The following is a 16,028-nucleotide window of genomic DNA, read 5'->3' on the forward strand; positions in this document are numbered from 1 at the left end:
GTTCATCTGTTATTAAAGTCCCAATTTCTCTTCCAGTTCTTTCTTGATGTCATACGCACTGAACTGCATTGGGATTTCATAATCTTCCTCCGGGCTGTGCTGTGGATTCCATACCTGTGCGTAGAATGGATTCTCTTTCGCCATCTTCGGATATGCCCAAGAATTCTTCATACATTCCGGACACCAGTGACCACCGTGAAGAACTGCATTGACAGACATTTTAAATTTATGTCCGAACGCACACTTCCACTCAACCGGTGTATAAATGTCTCCTGCATGGTCTTCTTCATAAGAACCGCCACGGAACTTGGCTGCCTTCTCGAGATCATTTACATCCAGATTCTCAATTCCCTTTTCTTCGTCATAACCATGAGCCAGCGGTCTTTCCGGTTCTTCTGCCGGATGATAGAGTTCAAATGGTTTTGCATTCTGTTTTTCTTCCAGAGAACCGAAGAATGCCTTGATCCAATCCATCTCCATGTTTTCTTCCATCCAGATAGTTCCTGTCTTCTTCGCTGCAATTTCTTTATTATGTACATGCATTGCTTCAGCTGTCGGCATCATGGCTGCGATCATTGGATTTGCCATCATTCTTTCCATCTCATTCTTAACAGCACCCCAGTAAATTTTAGCCGGAATCTGACGGAAATGAAGCTGCTCTTCCAGTTTGTCAGCATCCAGATAATACTGTCCGTGGAAGTTAAATCTTGCCACATCCTGTGGATCATAAACATCTTCATATTTAATTCCCATTGGTTCCAGTGAAAGTCCTGCCATCTCCCAGGTTGCCAGACGGTAATCCTTACCTGAACTTAAATTGTATGCTTTACGCCAGAAGCTTTCATCAACCCAATCTTCACAAAGGTTCGCCATACAAATACCAGAATCAAGTGCTGTACTCCATTCCAGTACGTTATTTGCCGGCTGATGGAATACGATTGGCTCCTCTCCAGCGCCCTCTGCACTTGGATGCTGTCCTGTCTGACGGATGGATACCCAGTATTTCAGTCCACTTTCAAAGACTGCTGCCTCTGAAAATACTTTTGATACTGCATAGTAATCATGGATAGACGGGTTCATTGGGTCTCCGATTCGTCCAAACTGTACCGGTTCAAGTCTGCTTCCTGTCATTGCAACTGTTCCGACATATGCGAAATGTACTTTATCTGGATCTGGCTGTTCTTTGATTGCCTTGATGATATTTAATGTAGAACCGATATTTGTATACAATGTCTTCTCCGGATATTTATCAGCTGCAGGAGATACCATTGCACCGATATGGAGTACATAATCAGATCCATCTACACATTTCTTGATTGTATCGTAATCTGCCATATCTCCCCAGACAACTTCCAGTGACGGACACATATATTTCTTCAGAAGCTGACGGTTTTTCTCTGATGGCCTTGCAAGGATTCTTGTCTTGAAACGATTGTTTCTGGATAAGAGCTGCTTCATTGTCTCCTGTCCCATTGTTCCTGTTGCACCTGTAATAAATACGACCTTTTTCGGTTTGCTTACATATTTATGTTCTTCCTCTTTATCAAAGTTAAGTGCCGCGTCAAATGCTTCTCTTACTGCGTTAAGTGCACGTCTTGCCATTCCTGCATCACCAATCTCATAGTAACCGATTTCAAGATCATTACACATTTTTTCTAATGCGCTTCCGTCACGTTTTCTTGCTCCGACAGCCATCACTGCGTAATCACATGGGAATTCAACTTTTTCTCCATCTTTTTCACCAATAACCTTGCCGTCCTGGATCTCTGTTACTTTCACTTCTGTTACCGGAGTGATTCCATCCTGATAGACCTGCTCTGTCACACAGATTTTTCTTGTGCTTCCCATATCTGCACAGAATTCTTTCATCATCTCAAGAACTGTAACCTTAGCACCTTTTTCTGAAAGATACTCTGCAACTTCCATGCCGACCATTCCGCCGCCGATGACTACAACATTTCCTTCTGCCTTTGCTTCGCCGTCAAGAACTGCATGAGAATCTACAACAAATGCTTTATCATTTCCCGGAATTGGAGGCACGATCGGTGCTGCACCGATTGCATTGATAAATGTATGTGGTTTGATCTCTGCAATCATTTCCGGAGTTACCTTTGTATTCATACGAATGTCAACACCAAGGCGTTTTGCTTTCTCTGCCATAGACAGAACTGCTGCTTTCATCTCTGCTTTTCTCGGAGCCTCTCCTGCTGTCAGGAACTGTCCTCCTAGTGTGTCTGTTGCCTCACAAAGAATCGGGTTATGTCCTCTCTTCTTCAAAATAATAGCAGCTTCAAGTCCACCGATTCCACCACCGGCGATCAAAACTGTCTCTGGCTTTTCTGCCGGAATGAGTTCACATTCTTTCTCTCTTCCGACTGCCGGGTTACGAAGGCAAGTGATGCATGGAGAATCTTTGCTCTCAAATCCATCATAGCATCCCTGATTACATCCAACACAGTAGTCGATTTCTTCTGTATTTCCAGCTTCTGCCTTGTTACAGAAATCAGGATCTACAAGCTGTCCACGTCCAATCACAACCATATCTACCTTATCATCTTCCAGAATCTGTTCTGCAAGCTGTGGTGTGTTGATTCTTCCGACACCGATTGTCAACATTCCTGTTTCTTTACGGATCTTTGCAGCATTGTCAATGTTAAATGCTCTTGGAATATCAATAGAAGGTACCTCGTATTTGAGACCTGCTGAAAGAATATTTCCTCTAGACACGTCAAGTGTATCAACTCCTGCTTCTTTTGTAAGTTTACAGAATTCAATTACTTCTTCGATAGTAAGTCCATTTTCCAGATAATCATCATGTGCATCAATTCTCATAAACAGCGGCATATCTTCCGGCATGTTCTCGCGGATCGCACGGATACACTCCAGTGGGAATCTGCTTCTGTTTTCAAAGCTTCCGCCATACTCATCTGTTCTGTGGTTGATTCCACCCGAAAGGAAAGAATGAGGCAGATAGTTATGTGCACAATGGAATTCGATACAGTCAAATCCTGCTTCTGCTGCACGTTTTGCTGCTTTTCCGTAGCATGCTACAACTTCTTTAATCTGCTCTACTGTAATTCCAGGAAGTGTGATTCCAGGTCCCATCGGCATATCACTGGCCATCAAAATTTGTGCTGTCTGATCCATTCCGACTGCCATACTTCCCTGCCACAGCTGGATACCTGCTTTACCCCCTTCTGCATGGATCGCATCTGTCAGTTTCTTAAGTCCCGGAACATACTCGTCCTCACTGATAGAAAGAAATCCTCTCGGTGCACTTGGTGTATGAACGGAACAGACTTCTACCATATTTAAACCGCATCCACCTTTGACACGTGCTACATGATAGTCGATCAGCTGATCTGTTACATAACTTGCTTTTCCTGCAAATTTTGTTCCCATAGCCGGGAGCATGACTCTGTTTTTCAGTTCCATTCCACGGATTGTGATTGGGCTGAATAATTTTTCAAACATATTGTTTTTCTCCTTTTCTGCTGGACTACTTCGTACAGACCACACATAGATAAAAATTTTTTGCTCATACATTTCTATTGTAAGTCACATCTGTTCTGTCCGCCTCTTAACTCAACTATACAATCTACAGTAAGTGGAAAGTCAACGTTAAATAATTCACAAAACACCTCCTCTTTTTTCTGCATTTTCCTCTTTTCTTTGTTACTTTTTTCTATGTTTCCATGGTATTTTGTTCAGAAATAGCTTATAATAAGAGAAAAAGTGTATATCAGGTGTACGCTTTTAATTACAACGAATTTACAGAAAAGAACCATTTATTTCTATATCAAGGAGCAGTTGATCACACCGGCCACGACTCCCGAAAACGGTTATCATGATTTCTCAGAATCTGACGTTTCCCGTCTTCTGATCATCCGCAAACTACGGGATGCCGGACTTCCCCTTGCTGATATCCGTGCTATTTTATCCAATCCAAGAACAGCTCCTTATTATCTTCATAAACAGATTCATCAGCTTCAGACGCTGCTGCTTACTACAGAAGAAACAATGAAAAATCTGGATGAATTTTCGGCTTCACTTCCGGTCTGTCATTCCTTTGAGCAACTTTCTGAATGTCTGAAAGACATCGAACTCAAGCCGGATCTAAGCAGATACCATGCACAATACACTTCCCGGGATGCCAGCCGGATTGCCCAATATCTGTGGCAGTCTTTTCTTGACGCTCCAATGACAGAATACCGTCAGTTTCTCTGGCAGAAAATCATGCAGTCCACATTGGAACATATTGATTCAGATTTGAAGATCATGACACATTATCTTCAGACCCTTTCCCCGGAACAATTAGATGCTGCCAATATAAACCAGTATCTTCGTAATCAGAAGATTATCGCACTCACCCCGGATGACTATCCTTCCTTTGTTGAAGAATTGAAAGATTCTCTCACTTTATTTGCAACAGATGAAACACAAAAAAAGAAATGGAAGCTGCTATACCAGCCACTGATACATCCCTCCACTATTTTTGCTTTTTCAATCAGTTCATTGATGCTTGAATTTCATCCTGATTATAAAAAATATTATGAAAATATACACGGCTGCTGTATGCTATTAAAAGACTATCTTAACACGAAAGAAGGCGAGGATTTCAAAGTTCTTCTCACCTCTGCATTACAGGATTGTTGTGATTTTGAAGGCAGCAGTTATGGGGAATTGGAAGTAGCTGCCTTCTTTCATAAAAGCGTGTATAATGCAATGTCTGTGGCAGAGATTGAAGAATTCCTTTCTTTCATTTAGTCCGGGCACTGAAAAGACGAGGATATCTCCCCGCCTTTTCCTGCTATTTAGCTAAATATTCAACTATCTCCTCTTCCATATATGGTCTCCACTCCTCTTTCCACTCAATCGTCGGATACTCTCCATCCAGATTCAGTGGCAGCCAGACATAGTCTGCAATAGAAGTATTCGCATTTCCAAGAAATGGGGCATCCATTGCAACTTTATAGTCTGCTTCTGTTGGGTGGATTTCTGAATTATACTGGAAAGTAATCACACGTTCCAGACTTTCATATTTTGCTTTCGTTACCACGTATTCCGGTACCCAGCGGTCTGCCATCACAAGATACAGATCTTCTCGTTCAGGATCATGGAACACATAAGAGATCTGGCTATTGAACGACGCACTACTCGAATCATCCCTATGCGGATTTCCCAATACCTCATAGGGACCAAGCGGAGTATCACTTACCGCGATCTCGCTTGGATTTGGTATATATCCGATCATTCCACTGGTAAAGAGATAATGTTTCTCTTTATACACAAAGTGTGTACATCCTTCTCTTGTATATGGTGGTTTCAGACCTGTAAACATATCCAGATGCTCTCCCTGTACATCCAGAAAATCTTCTGTCAGCCCTGTTGAAATCACGCCTGCATGATCGTGTTCAAAATACAAGTATCCATTTCCATTCTCATCCTGCCACAAATCAAAGTCTCCCACTGACGTATCAAACGGATGAAAATGATCTTTCTCCATCTTATATGGTCCAAGCAGATTTTCTGAAGTCATAATAAGAAAATATCCATCTTCCTCGCTCAGCTTGACCCAGCAGACATATTTCTGCGTTTTCTTATTATACAGAATATGTGGACGGTCTACATGTTTTGATGGGTGAAGACTGGATCCCTTATCTTCTATATCCGGTTGGATTACCAGACCTTCATCCTTCCAGTTGACCAGATCTTTGGAAGAATAAAAACGGATTCCCCAGGTCCAGATTTCATCTTTCCCGGTTGTGAACTCTTTATTCTCTCCATACCAATAGTAAGTTCCGTTCTCATAGATCATTCCGGCTCCATGTGCCTAAATCCGCTTTCCTTCTGTGTCCAGCATTATTTCTCCTGGATAAATCATTTTCTTTTCACTCATTTTCAATACCATTTTTCATGCTGTCAGATACATTCTGTTCCTAACGGCAGCATTCCCTTTCCATCTTATTCTTTTATGCCTGAATCTAATCCTGCTTTTACTTCAAACCATCCATTTCCAAGTTCTTTTTCTGTTCCATCTGGCAGCTTTAAGCATGCGGATGTATTTGCCGGAATCCGTCCGGAAATCTTTACTTGATTTTTATTCTTTTCCCATCTTAACTCAATGTTTCCATTTACACTGTGATAGGTTCCTTCTGCCCACTTAAACGGACAGTCATACTCCGGTGCGATCAGGATCTTATCATACCCAATTCCTGTATTCTGAATACCAAGAACTTTCCGGTATAGGAAATCTCCGACACAGCCAAACGCATAATGATTGAAGGAACAACCTGCCAGTTTCCCGTCCGGTCTTACTGCATCCCAGTTTTCCCAGACTGTTGTTGCCCCCTGTTCTACTTCATAGAGCCAGGACGGGCACTGCTTCTGAAGCAATACTTTCCATGCAGTATCTGCATAGCCATACTGACATAAGATATCAAGAATATGTGGGGTAGCCATAAAACCGGTATCCAATCTGAATCCGTTCTTTACTACAAGTTCATTCAGTCTTTCCGCAAGAAGTGGTTCTTTCTCCGGTGACACCATATGATGTCTCAATGCCAGAATATAATTTCCCTGCATCTCCTGCCCAAGCTTTCCATCCTCTGATACATATTCTTCTTCGAACGCCTGACGGACTCTGTTTGCATAAGCACAGTATTTCTCTGCATTCTCCATATTTCCAACTAATTCAGAAATTTCCGAAAACATATCTGCATCTGCTGCCAGCAGACTGCTTCCAACATAATTCATTGTAAGAAATGCTGAAGCCGGTCCATCGGTAAATCCCTCTTCATTCACAACACTTGGAATAATCCAGTCTCCAAAATGAAATCCTGTATTGATCAGATAACGCTGGTTTTCAAGACTTCTTTCATCACAATTCTGTTCTGTCTGTGATCCCCCATAAGGAACTGCTTCACTTGGCAGTTCATGTGCAGCACGCTCCATGGACTGCATCCATTCCTCCATCGCCTCGTAATTTGCCTGAAGAACTTCTTTGTCTCCGTAGAGCTGGTACAACTGAAGTGGCAGTGTCAGTATGACATCCCCCCAGCCAAGAGAACCTGTATCCCCCTGCTGTACATAATTTCTGATCTGTGGTACTGTTCCCAGCACATATCCATTTTCCAGCTGATCCAGGCGAATACTGCGGAGCCAGTCTTCGTAAAAGGCTGTCATATTCTGATTATACAATGCTGTTGCCCCATAGACCACTACATCTCCTGTCCATCCTGCTTTTTCTCTTGTCGGACAATCTGTCGGAATCGTAATGTTATTCGAACGCTGGCTCCAGTAAATATTACTCTGCAGCTGATTGATCTGCTCATCCGAGCATTGGAAATTTCCTGTTACTTCATTTTCTGTACTGATTGCAAGAGCTGTGAAATCTTCTTTCTTCCAATCTGCTCCACCAGTCACGCGCACATAGCGGAATCCATGATATGTAAAATGTGGCTCAAAAATTTCTTCCCGCTTCTCTCCGCAAATATAAATATCCTCTTGTGCCCTGCTTGTTCCGGCAAAAACATAGAAGAAGTTCCCCTGACCGTCAAGCATTTCTCCATGTTCGAATTTCACTTCTGTGCCGATTTCTTCCTGAATCTTTACCCGGATGGTTCCTGCAAGGTTCTGTCCAAAATCAACCACTGTTTCGCCATTTGGTGTAACAAATACGCTCTGTGCAGGAACTTCTTCAAATACCTTTGCCAGTGGACTGATCTGCGCTTCCGGTATTGGATTTTCCATTGTATGTGTTCTCACCTGAAGCCACTTTTTATCATCATACTCTATCTCGGATGGCTCCCCGTCATATCTTCTTGCATCATAGGTTTCACCTAAGAATAAATCCGCACTTCGTACCGGTCCATCGAAGGAATATTTCCAGTTTTCATCGGAACAGATGACTTGTTTTTTACCATTTTCATCTATCATCTCCAACTGTAGCAATGCTCCCGGAACTTCTCCATATTCACATCCGTGTCCAAGCGCAATCTTTCCTTTATACCATCCGTCCGCAACAGTCACAGAAATTGCATTTTCTCCGTTTTGTACCAATTCGTCCACATTGTAGACCTGATACTTCAACCTTCTGTCGTATGCTGTAAATCCTGGATTTAATCGGCTGTCCGTCACTGACTTTCCATTGATCTTCACTTCATAAATACCATGTGAGGTCACATACAGACGGGCTCGTTTCACTGGTTTGTCTGCCCGAAAAACACGGCGCATCTGTACTGCCGGATCATAAGGTTCCATCGGCAAAGCCTCCCAGATATCCTCTTCTGTTTTCATTGCACTCATATCTCCGTGCATCATTGCTTCTGTAATCTTTTGCCACTCTTTTTTCGCTTCAAGCAGAGGATTCTGTGGTAATTGCGGCAATGGCTCCGGCTCCATCCACTTTGCTTTCCAGTCAGAATGATCAAAAAATGCAGTTTCAAAATAATTCTCTCCACTTTGAAGCATTTCCCCTGTATTTGTCCACACAGTAATCTGATAATGATATACGGATGTTGATTTTAACTTTTCTCCCTGATAAGAAATATCTGTAGTATCAGAGGTCTCCTGAACACCACTATCCCATACAATTACATTCTCTTCATTTCTGACAATCATTTGCCAGGCTTTCTGAAAAACATTGTTTTTTTCTGCAACAATCTCCCATGAAAATCTTGGGTGTTGACAATCAATCGAAATCGAATTTTTTACAAATTCACAAGTTATATTCTGAATAAACATAAATTTCCTCCCACTTATTCTCTAAAATCATATAAATTACTCTGGTTACTATAAATATCAGCTTACCATGAGTATAAAATATCATACGTCCAGCTATTGATTATTGTAATATTAGTTCAATTATTGTAAAATCATATATGTTGGATATTTCAGTATTTAAATTCCTTTTACATCAAATTCATTTTTCGGAGGTTATTTATGATCAAGGATATTAAGTCATTTTGCAGATTATTTTATGAATCCACCTTTCTCCCAATCAATTGCTATGATTATGCGTCGGATCAAAGTTATACTTATCCTGAAGATGCCGGGTTTGATATTATTGTAAATAATCCTTCTCCAGATTTTTTAAATTTCAAAAAGAATCCGGACTACTTTGTTTCTGATTCTTTTACTTATTATGGTTACGTCGAATCATCCGGACGCGATTATTGTCTTATTGTCGGACCTGTCTTCAGTACACCGGTAACAGAATCTGATACGCACAATTTTATGAAGGAATGGACCATTGATGCTTCCTTTCATTCCCGCGTCTCACATTTTTTACAAAGCATTCCACCGCAATCACTCTATTCTTTTTTGAATGTTCTTGCTTATTTACACTTCTGCATCAATGATGAAGTAATCTCTGTCAGTGAGCATTTCCAATTGGAAAGATTGAGCCAGACAGATAAGATATCCAGTGTTTACACAGAAAAAATCATGGAGCTCAAAGAAAATCAAAAATATCATAATACATATTTTTACGAAAAAGAAATGATGAAATATGTCCAGAACGGAGATATCAAACGATTGAAAGAACTTCTCAACAGCTCGCAGAATCTTGTGGAGGGGATTGTCGCGGGCAATGCGCTCAGACAAAAGAAAAACATTTTCATTACAATTGCAACACTCACTACACGTGCAGCCATTCAGGGTGGAATGAATCTGGAAGAAGCCTATCAGCTGGCCGATGTCTATATTCAGGATTGTGAGCATTCACAGAATCTCACTTATATTGAAAATCTCAATTATTCCATGCTGATTGATTTTACAGAGCGTGTTGCAAAAGGGAAAATTCCAGGTGGAATGTCCAAAGAAATTTTTGATTGTGTCCAGTTCATCTCCCGTCATGTAAATGAACCGATCCAGGTTGGTGATGTCACGGAACATATCGGGAAAAGCCGCTCCTATCTTACGAAAAAATTTAAAAAGGAACTCGGCTTTGATATCAGCAGTTTTATCATGCGCTGCAAGTTAGAAGAGTCCAAAAGTCTGCTTACCTTTACAGAAAAAAGCCTGAGTGAAATCAGCAGTTACCTCTGCTTCTCCTCTCAGGCTTATTTTCAGAATGTATTTAAAAAGAAGTACGGAATTACTCCTACCCAATACAGAAAACAGACACAGCAGATCACTTAGTCCGTTACTGTTTCCTGCTTTCTTTTCGCGACCTCTTCTCTCATCTGAGGCAGCTTTTTCTCAAGATCAAACTGACTCACAAGAACAAACATAACCACAAATTCAATTAACGGGATAATGAAGGAAAATCCATAGATTGCCATCTTCGTTGCTTCCGGCGCAACAGAAAGGGTAGCATCATATCCTACTGCTGCAAGCATCCATCCAATCAGCGATCCTCCAACTCCGCTTCCTACCTTTCCTCCAAAACTGGAAGCACTGTTGGAGCACGCAACCATTTTCACACCATATTTATATTCATTGAAATCAATTGCCATTGTCGTCATAACTCCAACCAGACACATCATAGGAATGGTTGCAAACGTTGTAAAGCATCCAAGAACCATATATGCAGTGAAATTATTATGTAAGAAAATCATCAGCACATTGGAAATAATACCGATTCCGAAACTAAACTTCAATGTTCCAACAACTCCAAGTTTCTTGATCATCACACCTACAAGGGCAAATCCAAGGAATGTAGGAATCAATCCAACTCCTCCAAGTAATCCTACCAGATTATCATTTCCAAAAATCCATTTGCAATAATAAGTTCCCGCAGCTGCTGTTGTTCCGTAGAGGATACAAGCCAGAAGATTTACAATAAGAACGATCACCCAATATTTATTATGAAATAATTTTGTAATCGCCTCTCTGAAAGGAATCGCTTCTTCCTCTTCTTCAACTTTTTCAGCCACTGTACCTGATTCCGTAGCCGTTTCTCTACTTGTCAGATAAGCAATACCAAAAGCTAAAATAATGAATAATCCAATAATCACGCCAAATTTAATCCATGCACTCTGTGTTCCTCCCAATGCATTTGTAATTGGAATGATCAGAATTGCCATAATAAATCCTGCCACATAGCCGGCTCCTGCTCTCCATGTACCCATAATTCCACGTTCTTCCTGACTGTTTGTACGGACAGCCATCAAAGAGCCATATGGAATAGCTACTGCTGTATAAAGCACTGCTGATAGTAAAATATTGGTTACGAGTGCATAAGCAATCTGAAGTGTTCCGGATGTCTTTGGTACAGTAAACATCAATACAAGCATAATACCGGCCGGTATACCAGCCTTTAAAAGCCATGGTCTGTATTTTTCCTTACCTGGTTTCGTATGATCTACAATATTTCCCATGATCAGATCTGTAAATGCATCAATAATCTTACTGATCAACAATACAGTTGCAATCGCCCCTGCTGCCAGACCAACTTTGTCTGTATAAAAATAAGTCAGCTGTCCAATAATTGTTGAGATTGCATTCAGTGAAAATTGTCCTAATGAATCTCCAAGATAATCCTTTGTCCTCATAACTTTCTGGACACCGAACTTATCTTTCCCCAACGGTTTCTTTGCCATTTTCTCTTCCTTCTTTCTACTTTTATTGTGCTTATAAAATATCACGTTCCACATTCTTTTTATTGTAAAATCATTCCATTTATTGTAATATCATACATTCATTCATCAAATTTGAGTTTAAAATGTGCTGTCTGCTTTTCACCAGTCCGCAGCCGGTATTTTTCATGTAATGAGAGCATTCCCGGAAGATCCCCTCCTACACCACACATTGCGCCGTCAACATTTAATGTTGTCACCCATTCTTTTTTCAACAAATGACTATGTGTGGCATCTTCCAGTGCTCTCTGAGAGTAATGCCATGCACTAAAAAGCATTCCACCAGGATTAAGATTAATGATTGAAAGTCTTTTTCTATCCTTAGAAATTAATTCTAATTTTTTCACATCACATCTCGTTCCATTTTCCTGCGGACGCATATACTTGTGCTCTAATTCTTTCACACTCATGGAATAATGATCGAACAATGCAGCTGTTTTTCTGTCCGGATAACATTCCCATGGACCTCTTCCATACCAACTGATCTCATCAAAACTATCTGGCATCGTAATTGTCATTCCGATCCGGACAAAATCAATCTTTTTTGAAATGCCTGCCATCCTGATTTCTACTTCTCCATCCAAACCAAACAGATACTCTATGACAAGGGCTTTACAGAGTGGATGTCTCCAATAGGTTCTGATCTTTGTCTTTTCTTCTGTCTGTTCAATTGTATGTTTTACATATCGAAGCTTTTCTTCTGCCATCTGCCACTTCTTTACAGGCATAGAATTCAACATCGCCGGAACAAAATGTGCCGTATCAATATCATTATCTGTCATAGCTCTTGAAAAATTGGGACGCATCGGTGCAAGAAACAGTTCTTCTCCGTTGATTTGCGCAGAACAGATCAGTCCATCCTTTATTTTATACAAGAAATGGTTCCCGCTGATTTTAATCTCCTGTTCAGTTTCTACTACAGATAAATTCCTTCTTTGAGTAATATTTTCTGTATTTTCACTCTTTTTTCTTACCTTCTCTTTTATTACATTTTTCAAAATTATCTGATCATATGCAACGACATCTCCTTTTCTGGCCCATTTTGTATCGTTTTTCAATTTCCACCAAAATGTAATTGTATCCGCACCTTCCATTTTATCTTGTATAGTCACCACTTTTGATGTCTTCGGACTGATCAGATCCAGCAATTCATGGGAGATTTCTCCCTGTGACAGAAGTGTTCCGTCTTCTTTTGCCTCCCAGTGTAATTCATAATTTTGTAAGCCGTTAAACATCTGCTTATTGTAGATTCGAAAAGACTTTTCCTGCATACTTTCAACAGCTATTGAAAGCATCTGATAACATTTTCTCACTTCATATGCTGCCGGATGGAGTGTCCGGTCTGCCGCCACAATTCCATTTGCACAGAATGCTCCATCATTTCCTTTTGCATTTTTCTTTCGGAATCCATACGGGCTATACGCTTCATCAAAATCACTTCCATACAGCCACTGATCTGTATCATCTTTTCTCTTGTGGATTGCCTGATCGACAAAATCCCAGATAAATCCTCCGCACATATGCGGATATTGCTCAAATGCATCTGTATATTCTTTGAAATTTCCGAGACTGTTTCCCATGCAATGGGCATATTCACACAAAATAACCGGCATCTTTTCATACATCTGACAATCGATATCTTTATCATCTGCTGCCAAACTGTTTGCTATAAATGCAGTCCAGTTTTTAATCTTCTGCTTTTTGCAAAGTTTTTCAAATTCTACCTCATCCGGATACATTCGGCTCAAAAGATCTGTACACCTTTTATCGTACATTCCTTCATAATGGAAAATCCTTGTATCATCCAGCTTTTCAGCACTTTGACGCATTCTCACAAAATTCTCGCCCTTGCCGGCTTCATTTCCAAGGCTCCAGAAGAGAATCGACGGATGATTCCGGTCACGCAGGATCATTCGCTCCACACGGTCAATACACGCCTTCGTCCACCGCTCATCACTTGTCGGGAGAATCCTCCTTACTCCATGAGATTCCAGATCTGTCTCATCCATCAGAAGGATTCCATATTCATCACACAGTTCGTAAAAATATGGATCATTCGGATAATGACTGGTGCGAACTGCATTGATATTTAATTGTTTTAAAATCTTTATATCCTGCAAATGTCGTTCTTTTGGAACGGCCCAACCATGATCCGGGTCAAAATCATGCCGGTTTACTCCATGTATGATAAGCCTTTTTCCATTTAATTTTAATATATTTCCAACAACTTCAACCTTACGGAATCCAAAACGGAAAGATTTATAATACGTTTTCCCATTTATCTTCCATTCAAGCAGAATGGTATAAAGATTGGGCTGCTCATGGTTCCATTTCAAGGGATTTTTTACGAGATGGTGAAACTGGATTTCTGTCGTCTTTCCCTCTTTCTGATTTAATGTATCAAATGAGAGTTCCTTCTCTCCAAGTACTTCGTTTCTTTCAGGAATACTTGCTTTCACATGGATTTTTTCCTGATAAGATTCCTGGTTTGTTATTCCTGTTCTATCCTCTGGCTCATCCCAGCATTTTAACTGCAGGAAAAGTACTGTTTGTGCATCACTGTATTTTTCATCCAGATCTGCCCGCATATAAAAATCGCGGATCGTCACTTTCGGTTCTGCATACAGATATACTTCTCTGTAAATTCCACCGAAGAACCAAATATCCTGATCTTCCAGATAAGTCCCATCTGAATATCTCCAGACAACTGCTGTTACCTGATTTTCACCATTTTCTATATAATCTGTGATATCAAATTCATGCGGAGTCATGGATCCTTGTGAGTACCCAACATATTTTCCATTGACATACACTTCAAGAGCCGCCTTTACCGCTCCAAAATGAAGAAAGATTTCCTGTTCTTTAAAGTGTTCCGGCACTGTAAATGTACGCCGGTAAATTCCATATTCCTGTAATTCATGACTGATCTGCGGAATGTGCTTTTTCTTCGTATTGATTGCCTGTGGATAGGAAGAACTGTAGTAATACGGTTTCCCATATCCTTCTAACTGCCAGACACTCGGAACAGTGATTGTATTCCATTTTGTATCATCGAGTTGTTTCTCTGCGAAGTTTTCCGGAAGTTCTGTCCCCATCTGGTAATAGAACTTCCATTCTCCGTTCAAAGAATATTTTGTTTTTGCTTCTTTCTTTTTGCAGGCATCCTCTTTATTATCATAAGTAAATGCAATTGCATGTCCTTTTTCTTTATTCTCACCTAAAACTGACAGATCTTCCCATTTGAATATTTTTTTATTCATTTTCTAAATCCACCTTCTTGATCAATCCGTTCTCATCGAATTCAATTGGCGCCATACATGCCCTCCTTAGATACTGTCCATTTGTACTCACATGGAAAAACACATACCACTGTCCATTCACTTCCTCAATACTGCCATGATTGTTCCAACTTTCCTCATTCAGCGATATGTTGTCAACAATCACACCCTGATATGTAAATGGTCCGAGCGGAGACTTTGATGTCGCATATCCAAGACTGCTCGGTCTTCCACTGGAGATATCTGCAAAAACATAATAATAGGTATCTCCACGCTTTCTCATAGAACTTCCTTCATGAAAATGATGCTCTTTCTCCGTTACAAGCCCTTCTACAATCGTACTTTCATCAATGCTCATCATATCCGGATTCAGTTTTGCCCCACAAGAAGAAAACTGTCCCCAATAATAGTACGCCTGTCCATCATCATCAACAAAAACTGCCGGGTCAATTCCTTTTACAGGAAGTTTCACTGCATTTTTAAATGGCCCTGTAGGAGAATCTGATACTGCAACTCCTTCCGTATCGTCAGAAAGACAAAAATACAGATAGTATTTTCCATCTTTATAGATACAATCCGGTGCAAACAGACTCTTGTTCTTTTGCTGTTCTATCAGTATATTCCTCAAAATCGGCAAAAACTGATCTATCGGCATCTCTCTGGTCTCTTCTGGGAGAAAAGTCAGAATTGCTTCCGGAAGTTCATTATAAGACTTAACATTATCCAGATAAGCAGGTTCCTGAATCTCATCTGCCCATGGGACATCCTTGATGGAAAAGCTGATTTCACTCTCTACCCATTGTTCTAGATCTGCGGACGAAATTACTTTGTACTGATTGGAACACCAGGAATCCTCTTTTGTGTCAAGACTTCCATAGATATAGACTTTTCCATCCGGCATCACATGAGCTTCACCATCCGGGATGTTGGATTTGATATTTAGAAATGGTTTCATAGTTTATACACCGCCTCCTTGCTATTCGTTTGTTTCTTGTTTTTCTAAAGCGACTATAACATTTGAGGATGTATAATTATTGTAATTTTATATATTGTATTGTAATTTTATTCTTTTTAACTACTTTATTTGTAAATGGTTGGAAAGAGACGATTAGCGACACCAGCCTAAAGGTATAAGCCACCTTACATAACGGAATAGAAAAAGGGCGTG

At 40.4% G+C, this 16,028-nt stretch carries 8 protein-coding genes; 2 read left to right on the plus strand and 6 right to left on the minus strand.

What is annotated here, in order from left to right; all coding sequences use genetic code 11:
- Positions 1–12: 12 nt before the first annotated feature.
- Positions 13–3,474, minus strand: coding sequence for a bile acid Fe-S flavoenzyme BaiCD (gene baiCD, locus LQE94_RS11965; protein WP_118738106.1), 3,462 nt, complete (start codon positions 3,472–3,474; stop codon positions 13–15).
- Positions 3,475–3,735: 261 nt separating this feature from the next.
- On the opposite strand from baiCD, the gene LQE94_RS11970 reads away from it, so the two are divergent.
- Positions 3,736–4,767, plus strand: coding sequence for a helix-turn-helix domain-containing protein (locus LQE94_RS11970; protein WP_240577797.1), 1,032 nt, complete (start codon positions 3,736–3,738; stop codon positions 4,765–4,767).
- Between the two features lie 43 nt (positions 4,768–4,810).
- Here the strand turns inward: LQE94_RS11970 and LQE94_RS11975 are convergent, their stop codons facing one another.
- Entirely contained in the window at positions 4,811–5,818 is a 1,008-nt protein-coding gene (locus LQE94_RS11975; RefSeq protein ID WP_118738094.1) for a family 43 glycosylhydrolase, read from the minus strand.
- 146 nt (positions 5,819–5,964) lie between these two features.
- Positions 5,965–8,745 (minus strand): alpha-L-rhamnosidase, encoded by a 2,781-nt coding sequence (locus tag LQE94_RS11980; RefSeq protein WP_118738095.1) that lies wholly within the window; start codon positions 8,743–8,745, stop codon positions 5,965–5,967.
- A 198-nt stretch (positions 8,746–8,943) separates the two neighbouring features.
- Here LQE94_RS11980 and LQE94_RS11985 point away from each other — a divergent pair, with 198 nt between their 5' ends.
- Positions 8,944–10,143, plus strand: coding sequence for a helix-turn-helix domain-containing protein (locus LQE94_RS11985; RefSeq protein ID WP_118738096.1), 1,200 nt, complete (start codon positions 8,944–8,946; stop codon positions 10,141–10,143).
- Here LQE94_RS11985 and LQE94_RS11990 read toward each other — a convergent pair.
- From LQE94_RS11990 to LQE94_RS12000, 3 genes are all read right to left on the minus strand, one after another.
- The gene (locus tag LQE94_RS11990; protein WP_118738097.1) at positions 10,140–11,546 is read right to left on the minus strand and encodes an MFS transporter; all 1,407 of its coding nucleotides are present in this window, start codon (positions 11,544–11,546) and stop codon (positions 10,140–10,142) included. The two genes, LQE94_RS11985 and LQE94_RS11990, sit on opposite strands and share 4 nt — an antisense overlap.
- A 98-nt stretch (positions 11,547–11,644) precedes the next feature.
- Positions 11,645–14,842, minus strand: coding sequence for a glycoside hydrolase family 2 TIM barrel-domain containing protein (locus LQE94_RS11995; RefSeq protein WP_240577798.1), 3,198 nt, complete (start codon positions 14,840–14,842; stop codon positions 11,645–11,647).
- Positions 14,835–15,815 carry a family 43 glycosylhydrolase gene (locus LQE94_RS12000; RefSeq protein WP_118688796.1) on the minus strand — a complete coding sequence of 327 codons (981 nt, stop codon included), beginning with the start codon at positions 15,813–15,815 and terminating at the stop codon, positions 14,835–14,837. The genes LQE94_RS11995 and LQE94_RS12000 overlap by 8 nt, the downstream gene beginning before the upstream one ends.
- Positions 15,816–16,028: the final 213 nt, after the last annotated feature.

The organism is Mediterraneibacter sp. NSJ-151, from assembly GCF_022487435.1.
In the GTDB taxonomy this organism is placed as follows: Bacteria; Bacillota; Clostridia; order Lachnospirales; family Lachnospiraceae; genus Schaedlerella; species Schaedlerella hominis.

Coding starts and splice junctions, on each gene's coding strand:
- LQE94_RS11990 (WP_118738097.1), bottom strand. CDS start 11,546: ATGGCAAAGAAACCGTTGGGGAAAGATAAGTTCGGTGTCCAGAAAGTT.
- LQE94_RS12000 (WP_118688796.1), bottom strand. CDS start 15,815: ATGAAACCATTTCTAAATATCAAATCCAACATCCCGGATGGTGAAGCT.
- baiCD (WP_118738106.1), bottom strand. CDS start 3,474: ATGTTTGAAAAATTATTCAGCCCAATCACAATCCGTGGAATGGAACTG.
- LQE94_RS11975 (WP_118738094.1), bottom strand. CDS start 5,818: ATGATCTATGAGAACGGAACTTACTATTGGTATGGAGAGAATAAAGAG.
- LQE94_RS11980 (WP_118738095.1), bottom strand. CDS start 8,745: ATGTTTATTCAGAATATAACTTGTGAATTTGTAAAAAATTCGATTTCG.
- LQE94_RS11985 (WP_118738096.1), top strand. CDS start 8,944: ATGATCAAGGATATTAAGTCATTTTGCAGATTATTTTATGAATCCACC.
- LQE94_RS11995 (WP_240577798.1), bottom strand. CDS start 14,842: ATGAATAAAAAAATATTCAAATGGGAAGATCTGTCAGTTTTAGGTGAG.